The organism is Candidatus Zixiibacteriota bacterium (assembly GCA_019038695.1).
Lineage (GTDB): Bacteria > Zixibacteria > MSB-5A5 > GN15 > FEB-12 > B120-G9.
Genome location: JAHOYZ010000010.1, coordinates 108,243 through 131,858, shown reverse-complemented (window position 1 = coordinate 131,858; position 23,616 = coordinate 108,243). Strand labels below are relative to the sequence as shown.

Genomic DNA, 23,616 nt, shown 5'->3' with positions numbered 1-23,616 from the left:
CCCGGCTCAAACTTGTTTGGGCCGGACTGCTTGTCTCTCCCTAACCCGTCATACGAGCAAAGTCGAAGTATGACATTCACGCCCTTCGACTCCGCTCACGGTGACATCTAACGAATAACAGGCATGCCCCCCACTTACCCTACAACACCTCCCCTGAATCTTGTCTTCAATCCTTGTGCATGAAACGTTTACAAATGACAACCACAGATTCAATACCAGAGAACTACAATAGGTGCACCAAATTCACAACGTTTTCACCGCTTGAAACAATAAGCAAATCCGCCATACGCACACAATGCCATTGAGTTACGCGAAAACGCAATACGTGTATTACCAAACAAATCCATTTTCGCGAAACTTGGTTTCCTGCTTTCGCAGGAATGACAGAAACACCATGCACTTATTAACAAGCTATGCCCAATAACAGGCGATGCCTGTGATTTCTTTTGTTGTCTTCGCCGACGCATCAGAGTATAACTGACACTATGAACAAGCCACAAGAACTGAGCTGGATTGAACTGTCGCGGAAGGCGTTGAAAAAAAACATCACCTCCCTTGTCAAATTGGCCGGTGGTCGCAAACTGGCAATATGTGTCAAGGCCAATGCCTATGGTCACGGTCTGCCAGAGATCGTCAAGCTTCTCACAGACACAAATCAAGTTGACTGTCTGACGGTTCACTCGCTTGAGGAAGCGGAGGTATGCCGCGATTCCGGATGGTTGCGACCGATCATGGTTCTCGGTCCGATCCCGCATGATCGTCTTGAGTCCGTTTTGAAATTGAACCTTGAACCGGTGATTTGTGACCGTTCCACTTTGTCACGTCTCGGAAAACTCGGAGATAAAGCCGCAATACGGCTTCGGACACATTTGAAGTTGGAGACGGGAACGAATCGTCAGGGTATTTCTTCAGATGAATTGGGCGGCATTGCCGCTGTTTATAAGAAGCACGCGTCGCTGCAACTGCCCTACGGAGCATCATCGCATTTCGCCAATATCGAAGACACTACCAATCACGAATACGCCGAGTATCAACTGAAGCTTTTTAACCAGCTGGTGCGTCGGATGACCAAACTGGGAATCAAACCGCGCGTGCGCCATACGGCTTGTTCGGCGGCACTGATTCTTTTCGACAAAACGCGGTTTGATTTGGTGCGTCCGGGCATCTCAGCCTACGGTCACTGGTCATCGAAGGAAACATATCTATCGTATCGTCTGGACGGTGGCGGCAACGATCTATTTACGCCGGTGTTGAGTTGGAAGACACGTATCACCCAGCTTAAGAAAGTCCCGTCCGATAGTTTTATCGGGTATGGCTGTACCTATCGCACGACGACACCTTCCCGATTGGCGGTGTTGCCGATTGGTTACGCCGACGGTTATGATCGCTCTCTGTCTAATGTTGCTCACGTGTTGATACATGGTCGCCGCGCTCCTGTCCGTGGGCGAGTTTGTATGAATATAGTGATGGTCGACGTTACTCACATCAAAGGCGTACGACTCCATGATGAAGTAACACTGATCGGATCTTCCTCGGCCGAGACTGTTACAGCCGAGCAATTGGCTGCCTGGGCAGGAACGATCAACTATGAGATTCTTGCTCGCATCGGCCGAAATCTCCTCCGGATTGTGAAATAGGGGTACAAAGTCGTACCCGGACGACATTTTTCAGACATAGCCAGACTTCCCTTAAACCATTGTTAAAACAATAGATAGGCAGAATAACCCGCGTGTCGGGGTGTTATTTTGGTTGACAGCCAATACCATAGTATGTAATTTCTTGTGAAGATTTTCACATGACTGAGTTTGGTATCAATTGTCGCTGATTGGCATGTACGATAAAGGCATCTGAGACGGCTGTGAAGAGGAAGATTTCAGAATCGACCATACATCGTTTGTCGCTTTATTATAGAGCGCTCTCGTTGTTGGAAAAAGAGAACTGCGAGACGATCTCGTCCAAGGAGTTAGCTCGACGTGAGAAACTCACTCCGGCTCAGGTTCGCAAGGACCTTTCGTTCTTTGGTTCGTTTGGTACCCGAGGACTTGGCTACCCCGTCAGTGAGCTAAGAAAAAAGATAGCGTCGATCCTTGGTATTGACCGTGTCTGGCGAGTGGCTTTGGTCGGAATCGGAAATATCGGTTCCGCGATGGTCGGCTACAAAGAGTTTTTGAAACAGGGATTCCAAATTGTCAGGCTGTTTGACAATGATCAACGGAAGATTGGTTCCAACCACAAGGGAATCATTGTTTCGGACATAGGGAACCTCCGGGATGAGCTTAAAGTGGCCAACATCCAGATGGTTATTCTTGCAGTACCGGCCACAGTTGCTCAGTACATTGTCGATGATGTGGTCGAAGCCGGCGTGAAGGCAATTTTGAATTTCGCACCGATTAACCTGCGGGTGCCGGACGATGTGTACCTTTGCAATGAGAATATGGCAATGGAGTTGGAATACTTGTCCTTCAATCTCAAAAACAGTGATAAGGATTCCGACGAAGAAAAAACATAAACCTCCAGTCATGGAATGATCGGAGGATACCTCTTCTGAGCGTCTTCCTAAGGACGCGCCGGCCCGTAGCCAACGGGCCGGTTTTTTATGCTAACCGGCGACCGACGCGAATGCACGCCCGCGATCTCGAAAAGGGATTGATATGATCAAGAGGGCAACGTAACTTTGACTGCGCCCCAGTCCACTCCAGTATGTAACTGGGAGTCTGTGAAACGGGCAGGGAGTATAATCGATCTTGTCGTGGCTTAAACACACACAACTTTCTTTGGACCAACATTCAGGGCAGATGTTGCGGAATATGAGGGATTACATACTGAGACCCTTGGGGATTCTCCGTGGCGTTAATCGTCAGGACTTACCCTCCGATCTTCTGGCCGGGCTGACGGTCGCAGCGGTGGCTATTCCGCAGGCAATAGCCTATGCCTCAATTGCGGAACTACCTCCCCACATGGGACTGTATACGGCAGCGGTGGCCGCCATTGTCGGGGCTTTGTGGGGATCATCCCGGTTTCTGGCTACCGGACCTGTCAACGCTCTGTCATTATTGGTTCTGCCACTACTGTTATCGGTCGCTGTTCCCGGCACCGCCCAGTATCTGCTTGCGGCCAGTCTGATTGCCGTTATCGCCGGGATAATCAGTATGACTATGGCGTTTCTGCATATTGGAGCGATGGTCACCCTGGCTTCTCGATCTGTCCTGCTTGGTTTTGTGGCTGGCGCAGCACTGCACATTGCGGTAGGTCAGACCCGACACATCCTGGGATTGGAATTACCGGCATCACCAGAATTGTACGAGATAATTCGAGCTATAGTTAATCGTTTATCCGACATACATGGGATTAGCGCCATGCTGGGTGTGGGAGCGCTGATGCTGATGGCTATCCTGCGCCGGGCAAGCAGCCGCGTTCCAGCCGGATTGCTGGTCATCACTGGCTCTGCTCTGGTCGTGTATTTCCTGGGGCTGGAGGAATACGGCGTCCGGGTCATTGGTGACATCCCGCGTTCTTTTCCTCCGCCAACCTGGATTTCTACCGGAATGGTCCCGGACCTTCACATGGTCAGGGCACTTGTAACGGGATCGGCGGCTGTAGCCGCGCTTGGTTTGATCGAAGCTGTAGCAGCTTCTCAAACACTGGCTCGGAAAACCGGTGATCGCCTGAACCCTAACCAAGAATTCTTCGGACAAGGGTTGGCCAATATAGCTTCGGGCTTGTTTTCCGGATATGCCTGTTCGGGTTCGTTTACGCGTTCTGCACTCGCTGAGCAGTCCGGTGCCAAGACACACTTGACCGGAGTATTCACCGGCCTAACGATCTTGCTGGCAATGTTGGTGGTGGCTCCGTATGCAAAAGTAATTCCTCGGGCAGCGATCGCCGGAGTCTTGCTCGTGATTGCCTGGGGAATGGTCGACCGAAAGGCTATCCGACGCGTCATCCAGACATCGCGAATGGAGACGATCATAATGTCAGTGACGTTTGTGGCTACACTACTATTGCCTCTGGATTTCGCGATTATCGGTGGCATACTGTTTTCTCTGGCTCTCTTCATCGTGAAATCAAGTCTGCCACGAGTATACCCGGTGGTTCCTGATAAGACCTTTCGCCATCTGATTCACGACCCGGACCAACCGGTCTGTCCGCAAATGGGACTCATGAATATTCGTGGTCCGCTGTTCTTTGGAGCTGTATACCACATCGAAGAAGAGTTGCGGCTCAATTACAAACGCTATCCGGGTCAACGCACGCTCGTCCTGAGAATGAACGCCGTGGATCAGTGTGACATGAGCGGTATTGAGATGCTCGAATCGACCGTCCAGACCTACCGAAAGATAGGCGGCGATGTTTTTCTGGTCCGTCTGCGCCAGCCCGTACTACAGGTGCTGGAACAGTCCGGATTTATTGAAAACACTCTTGGTCGCGACCACATATTGCGACAGGAGGGTGCTATTGAATATCTGTTTGAACACGACATTGATCCCCATATTTGTACTTACGAATGTGAGCATGAAATCTTTTCCGAGTGCAAAACTATCGCGAAGCATGCCTATGGAGACCATGTTCCATCAGCACCGCATGGTTCGAAAGGGCACCACCTTCAGGTTCCACCAGAAGAGTTCTCGAGGTTAATGGTCGATCCGGAAGCTTTTCTGCTGGATGTACGGGAACCGGCAGAATACCAACGGGCTCACATTGAGGGCGCCCACCTCATGCCGCTGCGGGAGCTGTTGCAAAACACCAAGCAGCTCCCTTCCGACCGGCTGTTGCTCATTTCCTGCCGGTCGGGTCGACGGACATCCCGCGCCCTGTTTGTGCTTGAGGATATGGGAGTCAGTATGGTGGTAGGGTTGGAGGGCGGAATTCTCGCCTGGCGCGCCGCCAATTTGCCCGTAGTCGTCGAGGACTCCCAACAGAAGCCATCGTAGGAATCCAGTCCTATCCAAAATGGCTTTGTTTGGTAATCTACATATTGCGTTTTTGGTGTAACTCCGTGGTATCGAGTGGATAAGGCGAATTCTCTTATAGTTTCAAGCGGTGAAATTGTAGTGAATCTGGGGCACTTATTGTAGTCTTCCGGTATTGAATCTGTGGTTGTTGCCGGCGAACGTTTCATACACAAGGGTTGGAGACAAGATTCAGGGGAAGTGTTGTGGGGAATGTGGGGGGTGCAGTTTCGAGGAGAGGGACATTTCAGCCCTTGCGTAGTCCAATTACGCATCGTATCATGTCTAAAATATAGGACTGTATGCACAGGAAGCTCGCATTATAATGTTTCTTAGTGGACAATTCTGAAAACTAAAAAGGGGAAATGCGAATGGTTGCCAAAGCTGAAGGCCTTAAGGACATTGAAATTGTAGATCTGCTGCTCGATGCGGAGAATCCCAGATTCCCGAAGCAACAGGGGCAACGGGTCGCACTTCAGAAAATGGTGGATGAGCAAGGACCCAGATTAGCTAAGTTGGCGGAGCATATCGGCAGTAATGGGTTGAATCCCACGGAAGTACCAATCGTGATTCGTAAAGGTAGCGGGGACGAATTCATCGTCCTTGAGGGTAATCGACGGATCGCAGCCATCAAGCTTGGCACCGAGCCGAAGCTTGTCGACTCCTTGGAACTCCCCAGCAGTACTGCCAAGCGCTATAAGGCGATTAATGGTAAACGCGGCAGCAAACTACCTCAAGTCGTTAAGTGCTACGTGGCTGAAAGTCGCGCGACGGCCAACCCCTGGATTGAGCTTAGGCACACCGGTCGGAATAAAGGCGTTGGTATCATCCCTTGGACCGGGATGGCTACGTCGCGGTTCCGAGGTGAGGAGCCTGAGATACAGATGATAGAGGGCGTGAAGGATAGCCACTTGCTTCACGATGAGACACTGGACAGGTTGGAGAAGATGGCGGTCACTAACCTTCAAAGGTTGCTCAAAACGCCTGAGGCGAGACGCACTCTTGGTATCGACGTAGTGAAGGGACAACTGATTTTCCTGTCAGGTGACTCCTCCGCTACAATGGGGCGTTTGGCAATTGTCGTAAGCGACATTGCACATAGGCATATCAAGGTCACTCAGCTTGACTCGAAAGATCAGCGGATTGACTATGCAAACGCTGTTGCAGCCAGGAAACTGCCGCAGGCGGGCAAGAAGATCACCCCTACCGACATCACCAAACAGTTTCCCCCAACCAAGGTCAAGAGGAAGTCAAAGGTGAATGCGGCAAGAAATCGAAAGACGCTGGTTCCGAAATCTCTGAAACTGAGTATCGGACACAAGCGAATTGCGAGGATTTTCGACGAGATGAAGCGCCTACCCTTGACGAAGGATTTTGAGAACTCAGGCTCTGTGCTATTGCGGGTTTTCCTCGAAATGAGTCTGGAGGAGTTCAGAAGAGCTAACAGTATCCCTTGGAAGGACACAAAGAAATCGCCTCCACGAGAGTTGACGCTGAGGCAGAAGGTCAAACGAGTGGCGGATTTCTTGGAAAAGAAGGGAACATGTGGCAGGAACGAGTTGCATGGCATTCGCACGCTGGCCAATACCAAAGGTGAGGTATTTTCAATAGACACTTGGCACGCATATGTTCACAACCCAGACTATAATCCTTCTTCGGATAATCTCATGAGAGACTGGGACAATGTTCAGCCGTTCTTCGAGAATATCTGGGCTTAAACAATTGGCTGCAGTAGCACCCCAAAACCACGCTTTCATCAGCCCGCTGCGGTATCCGGGCGGAAAAGGAATGCTGGCTAAGTACCTGAGAATGGTCGTTACCGAGAACAACTTGCAGGATGGTCACTATGTTGAGGTCTTTGCAGGAGGAGCAGGCGTAGCCTGGTCAATGCTACTTGGCGAGTACGTCAGACATGTGCATATTAATGATCTTGATAGGGCCATTCACTCCTTTTGGATATCTGTGCTTAATAACACGGATGACCTATGTCGCTTGATCAACGATACTAGAATTTCGATGTCTCAATGGCACCGACAAAAAGCTATTCACTCTGATCCTGATCAATACCGCCCACTTGAACTCGGTTTTGCCACGTTCTACCTAAACCGCACGAACAGATCGGGGATCATAGGCGGAGGTGTGATAGGCGGAAAAAACCAGACGGGGAAGTGGAAGCTTGACGCACGGTTCAACAAGGGAGACTTGATCAGTCGAATTCAGCGAATAGCAAGATACAGAAGTAGGATTTCAGTATATCGTCTTGACGCAAGAGACTTCATTGGACAAGAGTTGCCAAAGCTACCCAAGCAGACGCTGGTCTACTTGGACCCACCCTATTACGCCAAAGGCAGTGAATTGTATCAGAACCACTTTGTGCCCAGCGATCATGAAAGTCTGGCTTCGGCAATCCAAGGTAGTATTTGCCAGCCTTGGGTAGTGTCCTATGATTCAGTGCCGGAAATTGCATCCTTGTATGAGAACAGACGCAAGCTGTGCTACAATCTGAGCTACAGTGCACAGGCTCGCTATTCAGGCAAGGAAATCATGTTCTTCAGTGATGATCTCCGAATCCCTGATGTGCCACATCCGGTGATCACCCAAGCATCTCGCAACCGTATAGGGCAACGAGGCGCTTCTACTAGTTAGTTCGATTCCACTGGAAACAGGAAGCAAGATTGTCGAAACTGAAGACAGATTTCGATCTACGCAACTGTGGTAGGAGCACAGGGTTCTTGCCTTACAAGAATAATCATGCCCAAACAAGTTTGAGCATGGCACCCTGCGCACATATACGAAGCTACAATACTGGACCCCTGTTTTCACAGGGGTGACAGACTCTTGGACATGACGATTACATAACCTTCACCCCAAAAAATCACGAAAAACTAATTAATTAGTTTGAACTTTTTCCAGAACCTGCGTATATAGAAGATATGAAGTCCTAATTCTTTAAGAGTTGAAACAAGGTAAACAATATGGCAAGAAAGAAAAACCCCACACTGACCGAGGCCGAGCTACGCCTGATGAAAGTGGTCTGGGAGAAGGACCGGGCTACTGTAAGCGAAGTTCTGGCCTCGCTGCCCAGCAGCAATGAATTGGCCTATAACACTGTCCTGACTACCCTGCGCATCCTTGAGAAAAAGGGATACTTACGCCACGAGAAAGATGGTCGGGCGCATGTCTTCCGTCCGATTGTATCTCGAAATCAGGCTTGTCAAAACGCCGTCCGGCATATGGTCAAAGGGTTTTTCAACAACTCGCCGGAAGCGCTGATGCTCAGTATTCTGGAACATGAAGAGTTGGACCAGCCTGAACTTGATCGCCTTAAACAGATGATAGATAACCGCGAGTGAGGATATGACAATGGAAAGTGTGTTCAATATTCTAAGTAGCGCATCTCTGGATGGCGTGCAGATGGTTCTCAATGGACTATGGCTGGGTGTCCTTCTGACTGCAGTCGTGTGGCTTGTCTGGCGCTACGCCAAACGAACCAACGCCTCAACCGGATACGCGATATGGTGGTCCGTGTTGGCGATGGTGGTCATGTTGCCGCTACTTGCCACCGGACCGAGTGGCTACCGGGTGTCATCCCCTGAACCAGAGGCACAGGCCATGCCGATTGCGTCCTCAGTGGAAGGGATATCCGCAACAACGAGTCGCAGTATTCCCACTACAACCGAAACACCGATTCGATTGAAGGGTGCGGTTGGATCAACCCCGAACCAGAGTCATGCTATAACGCCACGCAACGAATCGTTTGCTGCAACGGACAGTGACTACAGTCACTATCTGGCGACATTGGTTCGCCTGTTGCCAATTTCTCTGGCGTCTTTGTGGATTTGTATTGTGCTCGTATTGCTGGTGCGTCTGGCTCTCGCCTGTCGCCTTATGATAGCAGTTAAAAGTCGAGCAGTACCTCTGGATATCTCCGGGCTGACCCGGGTCGAACGAGCGCTGCAATCGGTCCGGACAAGACGTCCGGTGAGAGTGTTCCTTTCATCTGAGGTCGACTCTCCTATGGCAGCTGGTCTTGGCAGACCAACCGTTCTGATTCCCGCTCGTCTGGTGGGTGAAATGACCGAGGCGGACATGGAGTCGATCATACTGCACGAGTTGGCTCATCTTGAGCGGTGGGACGACTGGACAAAACTGTTCCAACGCGTGATAGAGGCACTGGCTTTCTTCAATCCGGCTGTTTACTGGATCGGGCGCCGCCTTGATCTCGAACGCGAGGTAGCCTGTGATGATCGGGTTGTCGCGCGGACCGGACAGCCAAAGGAGTATGCCCAGTGTCTGGCTCGCGTAGCGCAACTGTCAACAACGCCGGCCATGACTTTGGTGCCGGGGGTGCTTACCTCACGCAAACAGATATTCCAGCGTTTTGACCGTTTGCTGGGCGTCAGGACAGCACGACAGATCCGTATGTCAGGCTCACGTTTTCTGGCCGTGACGACTCTTGTGGCCGCAATGCTGATTGTGGCTGTGCGTGTGGCCCCCGCGATTGTAGTCCCACTCGATGCTGTTACCTATAGTGAACTACAGGATACAGTCAGTTCGATTGCCTCTATGATGCCGGGTGACGATGCCGTTGAGCAGACTTCCAGCGAAGATGTCGATGATACTGATGTTGCATCCGACGAGGGTATCTCCGAAATCTCACAAAGTAGCTCATTGGCAGATGAAGCCGAATCTACACTACGAGCAGCATCCGAATCTGAACAAGAGACCGCTCGTGATCGCGTTCTTGATTGGAATCGCGACCTGTTTTCCACTTGTATCTCCGGGATAATTCATCCCTCGGACGACGATGAAGAACCCTACATTGTCTGGTGTGACGGTAGGGGGGATCTCTGGGTAGTCAGTCAGGGCGAGATCAAATTCAGTTCCGATAACAAAGATGTTCGCCGCGTTTACAAGGATGCCTACCTTGCTCTCAGGGAAAAGCACGGATCTATCTGGCGCGAACTGGACATAACACGCGGTAGGGGTGGCAAACCGAAGTACACGTTCTTCGAAAATGGAACCTCACAGGAGTTCGACAGGAAAGCAAGTAGATGGATGTCGAGGGTGTTCAAGAAAATGGGACCGATGGACCTGATCTACACTCCACGATTATCAAGAAGCAGAGACCTGGATAGTTACCGGAGGGCCAGATCGGCCTACACCTATTCATATGACGGCGACGATGATTACTCTATTGTCGATATTCCGCGCATACCAGCTATACCATCCATACCGAGCCTTCCCGCAATGCCAGAAATACCGGAAATCCCCGAGATACCGGAAACTCCGTTGATCATGTTCGGTAATGGGGGCAGTTATCGAGTGATCGAAATCGACGACGATGATTTTCCTTCTTCATCCTATTCCTATAGGATATCAGACTACGACGATGAGTCAGATGGCTTTCTTCACGGTATTGTCAATTGGGCCGGGAATCTGCTCGGCGATTTCTCAACGGGTACCAATTTGTGGATTGACAGCAATGGCAAGACAGTCATCAAATGGGGCGAAAGGGGCCATCGCTACGAAGTGGAAAAACGGGGCGAGATTGAGTTTGCAGACAGCGACCGTGATATCACCGCAATATCCAAACGTGGCTACTTCAACCTTCTCGAAAAGCGTGGTCGCACAAAGCGCTTAGTAGAGATTGAACCCGACCGAAATGGTGAGCTTCATTATGACTACTACGAAAACGGCAAGGCGCGCGACTGGGATGACGATGCTCGTGAGTGGTTCGGCGAAGTATTGATCGAGGCTATCCGTGTCAGCGGTATCGGAGCAGAGAAACGGGTTGGTAGAATCTATGCCAAGGGTGGCATTAACGCTGTTCTCGATGAAATCAAGGAGATCGACAGCGACTTCACTCAAAGCCGATACTTCACCATCCTGCTGAATGTTGATGATTTAAGTGAGGATGATTTCGCACTCGTGTTTCGTCAAGCTGCACGCACACTGGATTCCGACTATGAGAAAGCAGAACTATTGATCGGTATTGTCGATGTCGTCAATACCAATCCTAATCTGATGGATGACTACGTTGACGCCGTCGCAACATTGGACAGTGACTACGAGACACGCCGGGTTCTGTCGGAGATGAGCGTGAGCAAAGATGTATCTGCCGATGTGCTCGTGATGATTCTTGAGATCGCAGGCGGTATGGACTCCGATTACGAGAAAGCGGAGTTGCTTATTGAGATGGCACGCTACTCCGATGGCGAGTCCAAAACGCGTACAGCCTACATAGAAGCTGTCACCGATCTGGACAGCGACTACGAGACCCGCCGAGTCATATCGGCGTTGGGAAACAAGAGGAAACTATCAGAGGAATCAATCGAATTGCTCTTATCGTTGGCGGTCAAGATGGATTCCGACTATGAAAAAGCCGAAGTGCTTGTCGGATTGGCCGAATGTGCCGCTGAGAACAAAAACATACGGCAGGCTTACCTTACGGCGGCAGAGACTCTGGACTCCGACTACGAGACCAAACGGGTACTGGTTGAGCTGATCGAGGAGAGCGATATTGATCGTGAGTTGGTTTTTGAAGTACTCCCAGCAATCGAACTGCTCGATTCTGATTATGAAAAAAGTGAGGTACTCATAATGCTGGTACGGTACTGTCGGGGAGATGATGAACTTGAGAATGCCTTTGTTGACGTTGTTGAGACGATGGAGTCCGACTACGAAATAGACCAGTTGTATTCCAAGCTCTACCGCCGCTCCGACCGCTCAAGGAGCGACCGGTAGAGGAATACTAGCAAGCCTATCTAATCTTGGAGCGGGTAGCCATCATTGGATGGCTGCCCGTTTTGTATGAGGGCTAACCTATCTTTCCCCTTCCCCTAATCCCTGGAACTCGTTATCTTCGAAATTGTATGACCGATATGAGAAATATGTTACTGAAGATTGTATTGACTGTAGCGATTGCCCTTGCCATAACTACCAGTTCGGTGACGGCGGTTGATTCCGTGAAGGTGTACACCCAGAAAGCGGGTGTTGCTCTCAATAACAAGTTGTACCGTCGTGCCCTCGACGCCTACACCCATGTGTTACGATTGGACCCCGATAACTTTGAGGCTACCAAGAATTCCGGCGTGGCCTGCGCATCAATGGGTATGAGAGACCAGGCCCGAAACTGGTATTTGCGAGCACTTGAGATGGACTCGACGGCTTCATCGGTAGCTAACAATCTGGGTGCTCTCTATAGTGGAGAAGGCAATTCCATTGAAGCGATCAAGTACTACGAAAAAGCAGTCGCGCTTGATTCGAACAATGTTCTCCATCTAACCAATCTGGGACAGGAATACGCAAGCGCCAATCAAATGAACACGGCTATGTCGGTGCTGCACAGGGCATTCGCTTTGTCGCCGGACAATCCGATAGTTTCCTATCACTTGGGAACCTGCTTTGCCGCCACTGCAAATCTCGACAGTGCTGAGTTTTACTTCGAACACTCTGCGGAGAATGGCGGCAATGTGGTCGAGTTGTTCTATCATTTGGGTACGGTCAAGAATATGTTGCGCAAACCAGTTGAAGCCGAATCCTGGTTCAAGAAGGGGATCACCCTGGCGCCTAAACACACATCTTTGCTACAGTCTCTGGGATTGGTCTATTTTGCGACCGGTCGGTACATTGAGGCAATTGAGCAATTCCGTCGTACTATCGAAACCGACTCGACCTACTATCCGGCATGGATGGGACTGGGTGCTTCATATTCGTTGTCGCAGATGACGCCCCAGGCCGACACCGTACTGTCTGGATTGATGGCCGTTGACTCCGCTCTTGGTTTTCAAATGCTCAAGATCATCAGCCAGGAACAGGCCAAGCGTAAAGCCACCCGGGATCAAAGCAACGAATAGTCATAGGCTTCAGCAGAAAGCTACAGCCGAGGACTGATTCATCCCCCTTTCATTATCGAGTTCGATTGAAATTTACTAGGGGAAAATCCCCATAGTATCTCTGGCTCCCCCATATTCATTATCACGACACACCCTGCCGGGCTCCGTCATCGCCCCTACCGGCGGGATATCACCTATCGGCACGCATATTGATCTGATAGATGTCAGTAATAGACGTTTCGAAAGGAGACGGCATGAGTTGGAAAATGGCAGTAATCATAGGCAGTGTGGTTTTACTGGCTGCAACTGGTGGCCTGGCGAATGACAAGTCAGATAAAGACCGGAACGATCTGGAGCAAATTAATCAGGATTGGCAGGATGTCCGACCTTCAGCCGCTACAATAGTCAAACTGACTCACTTTGTCGATCTCTGGCACGATGCCACTCTGAAGGGACGCCGGGATTTGGTTTTTCAGCGGGAGCAGGAATTGATGTCCATAATTATGTCCGATCTTGGGCGTTCATATAAGTACCTTGATGAGTGTGAAGAAAAATCTGTTCATTCGAACCAGGAGCGGCTAAGCCATCCCCTGGAAATTGATGGCATACACCAGTCGAGCATGGAGGTTCCTATAAACCCAACCAATCTTCAGAAAACTCGCTCCCTCATCAAGGCCAAGCAGCGTATTGCCGGGACGATATCACGCTCAACGGCGTTTAGCAACAAACTCCGTCTTTTCGGTGACTACCAGGAATTGCTGCGTCGTGAGCTTGATCTGGAACGGCCTAAACTGGCCGAGGAAACCAGCGATGCTCAGGATAATCTTCCCGGAGAGTGACAGCAACCACTCTCCATTGGTGTACTTCCTTGTGTGACACCCGTGTGCGATACCGTCGCTGCTATACGCAGCGGCGGTTTTTATTTTCTGCGAGTCCAATGACCGATTGCTCTTTCGCTCCGTGTTGAACTGTGATCCACAAAACCCCTTGCCTTCCTTCATATCTTTCGCGATATTCCCACCTGAAATAGACGTTCCGTTGGGGGTGGCCCAAAGCCACGGCCTGAGAACATACCCCCTCGACCTGATCCGGGTAATACCGGCGTAGGGAAACGGCGATGTTGACCGCATCCCAGTGTCGAAATCGACACGCCTTTCGATTCAGGACGGAATCTTGCTGAAACGTTAATGTTTAACGCGAGGTTACTGTCATGAGAAGCAAGCTTCTTCTTTTACTAATGCTCGGCGTACTGACCTCACCCGTCGCCGCAGAAACTATCTCAGGGCAAGTCACCAATTCCGATGGCGATCCTCTGGCAAGGGTTTCTGTCTCCACCAATGTGCCAAGTGTTGGCACAATCACCGACTCCGAGGGAGCTTTCGAGCTGGCAGTGGAACCAATGATAGAGCATGTGACGTTTTCGTCGGTGGGTTATCAGTCGCGCCAGTTCAAAGCTGGCGAAGTCCCGGCCACAGTCGTTCTGGAAAGGAAGTATTACCGACAGGACTCAATCATAGTGACGGCCGATCGGGCAACAGTCGGGATAACACCGATTGCTTTTGAAAACCTGACCGAGGAAGAAATCGACCGCGACTATACAGTTGGGGAATTCCCTCTGCTTCTGAAGATGACTCCTAACCTCTACACATATTCCGAGGCGGGGTCTTCGCTGGGGTATTCATCAATAAGGATACGTGGCTTTGACGACAAACGCATTGCCACTTACATCAATGGTGTCCCGCTTAACGATCCGGAAGACCACGCGACGTATTTCTTTGATCTGCCGGACTTGGCAGCCAATATCACTGATGTTCAGGTTCAGCGTGGGGTCGGGAACTCATTGTACGGTGACGCCTCCTTTGGCGGAGCAATCAATATTGTTACGACCGGTTTTAATCGTGAACGTAAAGTAACAATGACGGCTGGCTATGGAGAATACACTTCTGGAGGGAAATCGGTCAGCGATATTTACAAACAGAGCCTTGAGTACTCATCTGGTCTTGTTGATGGTCGCTGGTTGTTTGGGGGGCGGTTCTCCAAACAGAAAACAGGCGGTTATCGGCACAACAGTTGGTATAGGGGCTGGTCCTACTACTTCTCGGTGGCACGGTTGGATCCGAGGATGACCACCGAGCTGCATTTCTACGGCGGTCCGGTTCGCGCGCACCTGGCTTATTATGGTGCAGGACGTGAAACACTCGAGGAGGACCGACGAGCGAACTTCGGTATCGCTGGTTGGGATGACTTGACCTACAACAACTACACCGACAATTTCAACCAGCCGCACTACCAACTGCACAACCGGTATGAGATTAGCGACGCCATTACTCTGACCAACACCCTGTATTACATTCGTGGCAACGGCTACTATGAACAACTCAAGCTGTGGCGCGAGTATGCAGAGTACAACATTGATGCGTCCGTTACCGGTGGTGTGGAGTACGGCGACATAGTGCTTCAGAAGTGGGTAGGAAAAAGTCAGTACGGCTGGAATCCACGTCTGGATATCGAACACGAACGCGGAACGCATTCGCTGGGCGGATCATTCTACTTGTTCAATTCGGAACATTGGGGTCAGGTTGTTTGGGCGGAGCAGGTCACCAGTGCTATTGTCCCGCAGCATACATACTACCGCCATGCGGCTGATAAGCAAGTAGCGTCGTTCTTCGCGCAAGAGTATTACCGGCTGACTGATCGGCTCGCTGCTCAGTTAACGGCCCAGATCAGGTATGACCGGTATTCTCTTGATCAGGATAAGATTGGTCAGTTCGTGGGACATTCGTTTGATGTGGACTGGTTGTTCTTCTCGCCACGAATTGGTCTGACCTATCAGCTAAACCATCAAGCTAGCTTGTATGCGAATGCCGCCGTTGCATCGCGGACACCGACCGATGACGATATCTATGATGCCAATGATCCCGGTAAGTTTCCCTCGCTGGAAGTGCTCGACTCGATGGGAACGTCCGCGAATACTATCTACAAGTTTGGTGATCCCGTTGCCGATCCGGAACGAGTTTACGATTTCGAGCTTGGCGGACACTTCCAGAAAGAGCGTTGTTCGTTTGGCGTCAATCTATTCTTCATGGATTTCCAAAATGAGATCGTCCAGTATGCCGGCAATCACGAAGGCCGTGAAGCGACGATCAACATTAATGGTTCTTATCATTCGGGTATAGAGCTAGCGGGTGCTGTCAAACCGATGGACGAATTTACTATCAGCGGTAACTTCTCGTACAATCGAAACCGCATCAAGGATTACCCCGACACTATAGAAGTCGATGTTGACTCTGAACCGACCATCACCGAAATGTGGGTAGTGAACTACAAGAATCGCAAGTTGCCCAATTTCCCGGAGTACCTGGGCAACGTTACGGCCGATTTCCAGCACGATTGGTTGCGGTTAACATGGCACGGACAATTGATCGGACGCCAGTATGCCGACCTGTGGAACAGTCAGGAGTTGTCTATTGATCCAACCTTCGTGGCATCGCTGTCGATCTCTGCGACTGTGGTCGAATTTCTTGATCTGGGACGGCTCACGTTTTCCGGCAGAGTTGATAACATGTTTGACAAGAAATACGAAGCTATTGCTTCCTATGCCGAGAACTGGGCTACGCGCGATGTCGGCCAATCGCAACCTACAATGGAAGGCTGGGCGGCGTATTTTGTGGCTCCGGAACGGTCGTTCTATGCGCAGGTGAAGCTGGAGATGTTTTAGCAGGCGTCGCCTGTTTTCTGGGTGGCCCATCAGCTTGCTGTTGGTTCTATAGATTTTGTTCATTCAGCCGAACGTAACCAACAGCGCTCCGATCACACCGGCAACAATTGCGATTGATTTTATAAGCGTTACGCGCTCTTTCAGAATCAAGGCGGCAAAGATGAATATGAAAATGTTCGTGGTCTGATTGAGTGCCGCGGCAATGGAGGTCTGGGTGAATTTCATTCCCGCCAGCCAGAGAATCATCGAGACATAAGCACCCAGGATCGATCCGGTCACCATGTATCCCCATCTGTGGCGCGTCCCGATAGAGGTAACGATAGCTCGGCGTGAGGGATGAAACATCAACACAACGGCAAGAACCGCCATTCCGCCGATGAGCCGAACTTCGGTGGCCCATATTAACGGTGAGACGTTCAGGAGCGGCTTGACCATGACGATTCCAACCCCCATAGAAAGCATTGCCAGCGCACCCCACAGGACACCCATTAGCATTTGCCGCCGATCGACCTGGTTGTTTTTTCGTTCGCCCACCGCGGCCGATACGGCTGAGAGAATCATGAGCACCCCGACCACCTGCCAGAAGTTCAACTGATCCCCCAACCACAGGATTGACAGGCCGATAATTACCGGGCTGTAGAGCAGGTCTACGATAGCCGACATTCCTGCACCCAATATGTTGAGACTTTTGAAAAACAAAGTATCAGCAATACCAATCCCGAGTGCACCGCTTAGCAGAAGCAACAGGTAATCTTCAACTGGGGTCGGCCGCAGAAGTGTTTCACCAAAGAGCCATGCGGTTGGGACAAGCAGGATCATGGCCAGAATGTTTTTAAAGATATTCAGGCCGATCGGGTGGACTGCTTCGCCACTTCTACGAAAGAAAATGACAGCCAACGCCCATACTATGGCGGCTGATAGTGCACAGGCTTCGCCAATGTAATTTTCAAATCCAGTCATAGCTCGTCCATCACAACCGAGGCTCCTGGCCTTCGTTAAATATGTCTCGATCCCAAAGACAATTACGCAAAGGGAGCAGAGGATTAATGAACCGGAAGGTACTACATTTGAGAGTTCTTCTCAAGTATGCTCTCGAATGTACTCGCTAAAACCTTGCCAAGCGTTGTCATCTCTGGCTTATTAGAAAGACTATAACCAAGAATGCTCCAGGAGGACTACCCTCCCAACTTCAAAGGATACATTTGGAACAGTTTGAGAGCTTTTGGTCCACCGCGGTAGACATTGCGTGGGGATTGCCGTTGGTAGTGTTGCTCGTAGGAGCGGGGATCTATTTCACTGCGGCTTGCCGTTTTCTCCCTTTTCGCGGTCTCAGACACGCCTTTAATATTCTACGCGGCAAGTATGACAGGGAAGATGACCCCGGCGAAATCAGTCATTTTCAGGCGTTGAGTTCGGCCCTGTCGGCCACTATTGGTATGGGGAATATTGCCGGAGTGGCGATTGCAATTTCCGTAGGCGGACCGGGCGCTATATTCTGGATGTGGATTGCCGGTCTGGTGGGTATGTCTACAAAGTTCTTCACCTGCACCCTGGCTACGATGTACCGAAAAAAAGATGAGAACGGCGTCGATCAGGGCGGGCCGATGTACTACCTCGAGGTTGGATTGGGGAAGTACTTCAAACCGCTGGCCATACTGTTCGCTATCTGCGGCATGATCGGCTGCCTCTCACTTTTTCAAGTCAACCAACTCTCAGGTTTGCTCCATGCCGACTACGGCTGGGATCGCGTTGGCACGGGTGTAGTCTGCATGATTCTGGTCGGGATCGTCATTCTGGGTGGCATCAAACGGGTAGGCGTAGTTGCCGCCAAAGTGGTTCCTGCCATGTTTCTGTTATACATTGGATCGGCGATATTCATCGTACTGGCAAACGCCTCGGCTGTGCCGGATATCTTTGCCTCCATCTTCAAGAGTGCTTTCGGAGGTGAGGCGTTGCTCGGCGGCGGAGCGGGAGTGGCCTTTGCCGAAGTAATGAAAACCGGGATCAGAAGAGCGGCGTTTTCTAATGAAGCGGGTGTTGGTACCGCCCCGATGGCGCATGGTGCGGCCAAAACCAAAGAACCTGTGCGCGAGGGATTGATCGCCATGCTGGGGCCGTTCCTCGATACCAACCTGGTGTGTACACTCACAGCATTGGTGATCCTGAGTTCGGGCGTATTAAGTGGGGAACTCGGCAGTTCCGGTGAAGCGGTGGTTGTGACGGTGAATGCTTTCACAGCGGCTATGGGACCATTCGGTCGGTATCTACTGACGCTGATCGTCGTGTTGTTTTCGGTGTCGACGATGATCTCCTATTCTTACTACAGTCTCAAATGCGCCCGGTATCTTTTTGGGATCAAGGTTGGCGGCTACTATGTCTACGTCTACCTTTTGAGCCTGCCCCTGGCGGCCTGGCTGGGACAGGATACTGTCGTCAATATCATTGACACCTGCTTTGCCCTGATGGCTATTCCAACTCTAACCGGAGCGTTGCTTCTGTCGGGAAAAGTCGTAGCGGCTGTGAAAGACTACTATCAGCGAATGGGTCTGTAGCGTCGTAGCTTGTAGGTCAGTCCGCCTGGGCGGATTGCCCTACTGGGCTAATTTCGGAGGTGATTTTGTGAAGAACGGATATGTCGGGTTCATCTTGCTCGCAGTACTATGTATGCTGTGCTGTGCCATCTGGTCCGAGGTTTGCGCAGGCGAAGACCCACGACTGAGGATTGAATACTTGGAAAACAAGACTGGGTTTGGTGATCAAGGAGATGTCGTTGAAGTTTTCGATACATGGAATGGCTCTTCGTACACCATCGAGAGGGATTACTGGGATGAGCGGAGAACTATGTTCTGCGGTTGCGATAAAGAGCCAGACATTTATGGCAACCCTGGCAAGCGGAAGCTCTCGCTCAAGAATACTGACAATTCGATCCTTAGGGAGCTGCTTAAGCTACACGGGTGGGACCAGGATCTCGTCGAGAAGTTCGGCTTCGATTCATACTCGGTTAGCCCATATACGCATTCGTGCTATCCTCCCAAAGGACTGACTGCTCTCATGTATGTTATAGGTATGAGTAGCACTCAAGACCACATGATTGCCATCTGCATTCTTGACGAGATGAACGACACTCTTATCTTCGTCGATTCATGCGATGACAATCGTTCCGGGAACTGCCTCGGGGAGTTTTCCTTAGACTACAAAGGCAAAAATGCATACTACCGGAATGGTGAGTCGGTACTGAGGTTCAATATCGCATCCAGCGCGATAGATACAATCCCTCATGGCGATCGTCCGATCATTCCTCTGAACAGTCCAGAGATAATGGTGTATGATAAGCCGGAGCGGAAACTGAAACTCCTCGACGACCAACTTCGCGTTCGTGCCTGGATTGAAGTTAATTTGAAGTTCGAGAGAACTATCTACTCCTTGGGGGATGACGTATTCATCATCGGCAATATGGCGGGCCGGTCAGGAAGAAAGGCCCCTGTCATGCAACTTGTCTATTATGATTTCAAGGATGGCGAAGTGCGTTGGTTGTTCGACGCCGGCCCCGGTCAGATTCTCAATGTAGAACGGGTGCCGTAGTAGATCATAAGGCTTGCCCTCCTGACGCAAATGTCAGGACCACAAGGGTCCTGAACTACAAAGACTTGGATGATACGTCGCTATTGGATTTATCGCCCTTTGGAGCAACTCCGTTTCCCGGAGTTTCGACGGTGCGTGGCAGAGGCTCATCACAACGGGTGCCATTCTTCTTAATGATTCGGGCCGGTGTTCCTGCTACGGTTGAATTTGACGGCACATCACACATCACGATGAAACTATTGGCTCCGATCTTGACATTATGACCCACCGTGATTGGCCCCAGCAAAGTGGCGGCGGTACCGATGAAAACGTTGTCTCCGAGCGTGGGGTGGCGCTTGTCCGTGTGCTTACCGGTCCCGCCAAGAGTCACATTATGAAAGAGGACGCAGTTCTTCCCGATGATAGTCGTCTCACCAATTACGACACCGGCTCCGTGATCGACAAAGAAACCGGAACCAATCGAAGCTCCCGGATGGATTTCAAGACCGGTCAGGAACCGACCGATTTGAGAGAGCAGCCGGGGGATGAAGGGTATATGCAGTCGGTACAAGATATGAATAAACCGATGTACAAATATCGCGTGAAACCCGGGATAGAGCAGGAACTCAATGTTCTTGCAGGCCGGATCATTGCGAAACGTCGCTTTGATGTCCTCAATGATGGGTAGCATTATTCTCAGCAAATCCTCAGCTCTGGTGGTTTACGTTTCCTCGGCGAACAGGACTGTCGAAAGATAGCGTTCGCCAGTGTCGCAGGCAATCGTTACTACTGTTTTCCCCGGTCCAAGATCACGCGCCACCTGAAGTGCAGCCCAGATAATGGCCCCGGATGATATACCTACCAGGAGTCCTTCTTTCTTAGCCAGATCACGAGCGGTCATAAAAGCAATCTCGTTCTTGACCCGAATTACTTCATCCACTACCGATTTGTCGTAGTTGTCAGGAACAAATCCAGCTCCGATACCCTGGATCGGATGTGGTCCCGGATCGCCGCCGGAAAGCACAGGAGACTGATCCGGCTCGATGGCAAAAACCCGGCAATCATATTTATCCTTAACAGCGCGCCCTGCACCGCTGATTGTTCCTCCAGTGCCCACTCCGGCGACAAAGGCGTGCAAAGGGATATCGCCGAGATCCTCGATAATTTCCACCCCGGTAGTCAGTCGATGAATCTTCGGATTGGCAGGGTTTGAGAACTGCTGTAACTGGAAGTAGCCGTCCTTGGCGCCGAGTTCCTCGGCTTTGGCAATGGCTCCCTTCATCCCCTCGGGACCGGGCGTGAGGACCAACTCGGCGCCATACATTCTCAGGAGCGACCGGCGTTCGAGACTCATCGTCTCCGGCATTGTGAAAACACATTGATAACCACGCGTCGCAGCCACCATGGCGATTCCGATACCGGTATTACCCGAAGTTGGTTCTACAATTTTAATTCCGGGACCGAGCTTGCCAGCCTTTTCGGCGGCATCAATCATGGCTACTGCTATCCGGTCCTTCACTGATCCACCCGGATTGAAACTCTCCATTTTGACATACACGGTGGCGTCCCGGTCGGAGGTCAATCGATTGAGGCGGATCAAAGGTGTTCTGCCTACAGCCTCAGCAATATTGTCGAATATCATAATACACTCCTATCTACATAATATCGAACCAACCGGGGATTTCCCTTACACCGAATCACCAGTAATCACAGTCCGCAGATGGTATTAATCTTATACTTAATAAACAACATAATAAGTCCATGTTTGTTCCCAACCCAGGGGTGGGTCAATTCCCTCTTGATTTGGTGAGATACGCTCACTATTATGCAATTGATGACTATTGCTAAACACCATCTGACCGGATCGGAAGAAATCAAGCCGGTATTACGTCTGGCCGACGGTCGGCAACTTGGGCTGTCACGGCCTCTGGTGATGGGGATTCTCAACGTTACTCCGGATTCTTTTTCCGATGGCGGGCGTTTTTCTTCTGAGGACGAAGCTGTGGCTGCTGCTTGTCGAATGGAAGATGAAGGGGCAGACATTATTGATATTGGTGGTGAATCGAGCCGTCCGGGTGCCGAGCCGGTGTCTCTTGATGAGGAATTGCAACGGGTGATACCGGTAATCGAGGCGATCCACAAACGGTCGCAAATACCGATTTCCATCGACACCTACAAATCCCAGACAGCCAAAGCAGCGCTTGAGGCGGGGGCAGTCATGGTCAACGACATCTCCGCTCTGCGATTCGATCCGGACATGGCGGCTATACTCGCCAAAGCGAGTGGACCGGTCATTCTTATGCATATGTTGGGAACGCCTCTTGATATGCAACAGGCTCCTTCGTATCTGAATTGCGTCGAGGAAATCGCGGCTTTTTTTGAGGAACGGATCGAGTCTTGTCATAACGCTGGAATTAACAAGTCACGATTGATTCTGGACCCGGGTATTGGCTTTGGCAAACGGTTGTCCGACAATATTGATATATTGGCCGGGGTACGGCGGTTCACTTCGTTTAGATTGCCAATCCTGATTGGGGCCTCTCGCAAGTCATTCATCGGCATGTTGCATCCCAGCGACAAAACCGCCGATAAGCGGACAGGCGGCTCCATCGCGGCGGCTGTAACGGCCGTGATCAATGGGGCTGCAATAGTTCGCGTTCACGATGTCGCTCTCACGGTTGAGGCGCTGAAAGTGACGCAGGCAGTAAGAGAGACAGTATGACGGTATTCAGTTACGAGTTTATCAAGTTTGGTCTGAAGGACGTTTTCGATGTCTTGCTGGTATCGTTTATCATATATCAGGCCTTCAAGCTGGTAAAAGGTACTCGCTCGGCGCAGATCATCATCGGGCTGGGGTTGATCTTCGGCGTGGCCTTTATTGCCTACTGGTTCCAACTGGAAGGGGTCACCTGGTTGTTCTCCAACCTGGCTACGTTCGGCCTGATCGTGCTGGTGATTGTCTTTCAACCGGAACTTCGTGGGGTATTGGCTCAACTTGGACAGAATCGCCTCCTGCGGCGGTTTGTTATGCTCGAACGACGACACACAGTCGAGGAGGTTTCTCGTGCCGTACTCAGACTTTCGGAGTTGCGCTATGGAGGGTTGATTGTCATTGAGCGTCGTACGGGGTTGCGGAACTTTGCGGAGACTGGCAAGGGGCTCAACTCGGAGTTGTCCTTCGAACTGTTGGTTACGCTTTTCACTCCCTATACACCCTTACACGATGGCGCTGTGATCGTTTCGGGCGAGTTTGTCACTGCGGCGGCAGCTTCTCTACCGTTGACTACCAATCCACGCTTCCGCAAACTATATGGGATGAGGCACAAGGCGGCTATTGGCGTCTCTGAGGTCTCAGACGCGGTCGTGGTTGTCGTATCAGAAGAGACCGCCGGTATCTCTATCGCCCATGAGGGAGCACTGGAGACCGACATCAAGAAAGCAGAATTCCGGGACCGGCTGGCTAAGTATCTTGCCCGCTAATCCTGCAAGACCGGGGCGATCATCTTGACTAATCCGTATCGGGGACGTATGTTCACGGTCCGAAGAATGG

17 protein-coding genes and 1 riboswitch are annotated in these 23,616 nt (G+C 50.9%); of the genes, 14 read left to right on the top strand and 3 right to left on the bottom strand.

Features of this window, described 5'->3' with window-relative positions; translation table 11 throughout:
- The first annotated feature begins 485 nt into the window (after positions 1-485).
- The 10 genes from alr to KOO62_04560 all read left to right on the top strand — a co-directional run bounded on the left by alr (position 486) and on the right by KOO62_04560 (position 16,505).
- Entirely contained in the window at positions 486-1,637 is a 1,152-nt protein-coding gene (gene alr, locus KOO62_04605; GenBank protein ID MBU8933268.1) for an alanine racemase, read from the top strand.
- Positions 1,638-1,858: 221 nt separating this feature from the next.
- Positions 1,859-2,509 carry a redox-sensing transcriptional repressor Rex gene (locus tag KOO62_04600; GenBank protein MBU8933267.1) on the top strand — a complete coding sequence of 217 codons (651 nt, stop codon included), beginning with the start codon at positions 1,859-1,861 and terminating at the stop codon, positions 2,507-2,509.
- Positions 2,510-2,807: 298 nt separating this feature from the next.
- Positions 2,808-4,931, top strand: a complete 2,124-nt coding sequence (locus KOO62_04595; protein ID MBU8933266.1) for an STAS domain-containing protein — start codon at positions 2,808-2,810, stop codon at positions 4,929-4,931.
- 389 nt (positions 4,932-5,320) lie between these two features.
- Positions 5,321-6,667, top strand: a complete 1,347-nt coding sequence (locus KOO62_04590) for a ParB/Srx family N-terminal domain-containing protein (protein ID MBU8933265.1) — start codon at positions 5,321-5,323, stop codon at positions 6,665-6,667.
- The gene (locus KOO62_04585) at positions 6,633-7,595 is read left to right on the top strand and encodes a DNA adenine methylase (protein ID MBU8933264.1); all 963 of its coding nucleotides are present in this window, start codon (positions 6,633-6,635) and stop codon (positions 7,593-7,595) included. Before KOO62_04590 ends, KOO62_04585 begins: the two co-directional genes overlap by 35 nt.
- A 329-nt stretch (positions 7,596-7,924) precedes the next feature.
- Positions 7,925-8,302, top strand: a complete 378-nt coding sequence (locus KOO62_04580) for a BlaI/MecI/CopY family transcriptional regulator (GenBank protein MBU8933263.1) — start codon at positions 7,925-7,927, stop codon at positions 8,300-8,302.
- A 4-nt stretch (positions 8,303-8,306) separates the two neighbouring features.
- Positions 8,307-11,696: a hypothetical protein gene (locus KOO62_04575; GenBank protein MBU8933262.1), complete on the top strand. Its 3,390-nt coding sequence runs from the start codon at positions 8,307-8,309 to the stop codon at positions 11,694-11,696.
- Between the two features lie 146 nt (positions 11,697-11,842).
- Positions 11,843-12,808, top strand: a complete 966-nt coding sequence (locus tag KOO62_04570) for a tetratricopeptide repeat protein (GenBank protein MBU8933261.1) — start codon at positions 11,843-11,845, stop codon at positions 12,806-12,808.
- 233 nt (positions 12,809-13,041) lie between these two features.
- Positions 13,042-13,626, top strand: a complete 585-nt coding sequence (locus tag KOO62_04565) for a hypothetical protein (GenBank protein MBU8933260.1) — start codon at positions 13,042-13,044, stop codon at positions 13,624-13,626.
- A 191-nt stretch (positions 13,627-13,817) separates the two neighbouring features.
- Positions 13,818-13,914: riboswitch (TPP riboswitch) on the top strand.
- A gap of 83 nt (positions 13,915-13,997) precedes the next feature.
- On the top strand, positions 13,998-16,505 hold the full coding sequence (locus KOO62_04560) for a TonB-dependent receptor (protein MBU8933259.1): 2,508 nt from the start codon (positions 13,998-14,000) through the stop codon (positions 16,503-16,505).
- Positions 16,506-16,568: 63 nt separating this feature from the next.
- Here KOO62_04560 and KOO62_04555 read toward each other — a convergent pair whose 3' ends face one another.
- Positions 16,569-17,465, bottom strand: a complete 897-nt coding sequence (locus KOO62_04555) for a DMT family transporter (GenBank protein MBU8933258.1) — start codon at positions 17,463-17,465, stop codon at positions 16,569-16,571.
- Between the two features lie 242 nt (positions 17,466-17,707).
- Here KOO62_04555 and KOO62_04550 point away from each other — a divergent pair, with 242 nt between their 5' ends.
- Complete coding sequence (locus tag KOO62_04550) at positions 17,708-19,057, top strand: sodium:alanine symporter family protein (GenBank protein MBU8933257.1); 1,350 nt, start codon at positions 17,708-17,710, stop codon at positions 19,055-19,057.
- Positions 19,058-19,124: 67 nt separating this feature from the next.
- On the top strand, positions 19,125-20,087 hold the full coding sequence (locus tag KOO62_04545; GenBank protein MBU8933256.1) for a hypothetical protein: 963 nt from the start codon (positions 19,125-19,127) through the stop codon (positions 20,085-20,087).
- A 55-nt stretch (positions 20,088-20,142) separates the two neighbouring features.
- On the opposite strand, the gene KOO62_04540 is transcribed toward KOO62_04545, so the two are convergent.
- Both KOO62_04540 and cysK read right to left on the bottom strand, forming a co-directional pair.
- Positions 20,143-20,757: a serine O-acetyltransferase gene (locus tag KOO62_04540; GenBank protein ID MBU8933255.1), complete on the bottom strand. Its 615-nt coding sequence runs from the start codon at positions 20,755-20,757 to the stop codon at positions 20,143-20,145.
- A 30-nt stretch (positions 20,758-20,787) separates the two neighbouring features.
- Positions 20,788-21,711, bottom strand: a complete 924-nt coding sequence (cysK, locus tag KOO62_04535) for a cysteine synthase A (protein MBU8933254.1) — start codon at positions 21,709-21,711, stop codon at positions 20,788-20,790.
- 189 nt (positions 21,712-21,900) lie between these two features.
- Here cysK and folP point away from each other — a divergent pair, with 189 nt between their 5' ends.
- Both folP and cdaA read left to right on the top strand, forming a co-directional pair.
- Positions 21,901-22,788 (top strand): dihydropteroate synthase, encoded by an 888-nt coding sequence (folP, locus tag KOO62_04530; protein ID MBU8933253.1) that lies wholly within the window; start codon positions 21,901-21,903, stop codon positions 22,786-22,788.
- Positions 22,785-23,546, top strand: a complete 762-nt coding sequence (gene cdaA / locus KOO62_04525; GenBank protein ID MBU8933252.1) for a diadenylate cyclase CdaA — start codon at positions 22,785-22,787, stop codon at positions 23,544-23,546. Before folP ends, cdaA begins: the two co-directional genes overlap by 4 nt.
- Positions 23,547-23,616 lie beyond the last annotated feature (70 nt).

Coding starts and splice junctions, on each gene's coding strand:
- alr (MBU8933268.1), top strand. CDS start 486: ATGAACAAGCCACAAGAACTGAGCTGGATTGAACTGTCGCGGAAGGCG.
- KOO62_04595 (MBU8933266.1), top strand. CDS start 2,808: ATGAGGGATTACATACTGAGACCCTTGGGGATTCTCCGTGGCGTTAAT.
- KOO62_04590 (MBU8933265.1), top strand. CDS start 5,321: ATGGTTGCCAAAGCTGAAGGCCTTAAGGACATTGAAATTGTAGATCTG.
- KOO62_04585 (MBU8933264.1), top strand. CDS start 6,633: ATGTTCAGCCGTTCTTCGAGAATATCTGGGCTTAAACAATTGGCTGCA.
- KOO62_04580 (MBU8933263.1), top strand. CDS start 7,925: ATGGCAAGAAAGAAAAACCCCACACTGACCGAGGCCGAGCTACGCCTG.
- KOO62_04575 (MBU8933262.1), top strand. CDS start 8,307: ATGACAATGGAAAGTGTGTTCAATATTCTAAGTAGCGCATCTCTGGAT.
- KOO62_04570 (MBU8933261.1), top strand. CDS start 11,843: ATGTTACTGAAGATTGTATTGACTGTAGCGATTGCCCTTGCCATAACT.
- KOO62_04565 (MBU8933260.1), top strand. CDS start 13,042: ATGAGTTGGAAAATGGCAGTAATCATAGGCAGTGTGGTTTTACTGGCT.
- KOO62_04560 (MBU8933259.1), top strand. CDS start 13,998: ATGAGAAGCAAGCTTCTTCTTTTACTAATGCTCGGCGTACTGACCTCA.
- KOO62_04555 (MBU8933258.1), bottom strand. CDS start 17,465: ATGACTGGATTTGAAAATTACATTGGCGAAGCCTGTGCACTATCAGCC.
- KOO62_04540 (MBU8933255.1), bottom strand. CDS start 20,757: ATGCTACCCATCATTGAGGACATCAAAGCGACGTTTCGCAATGATCCG.
- folP (MBU8933253.1), top strand. CDS start 21,901: ATGACTATTGCTAAACACCATCTGACCGGATCGGAAGAAATCAAGCCG.
- cdaA (MBU8933252.1), top strand. CDS start 22,785: ATGACGGTATTCAGTTACGAGTTTATCAAGTTTGGTCTGAAGGACGTT.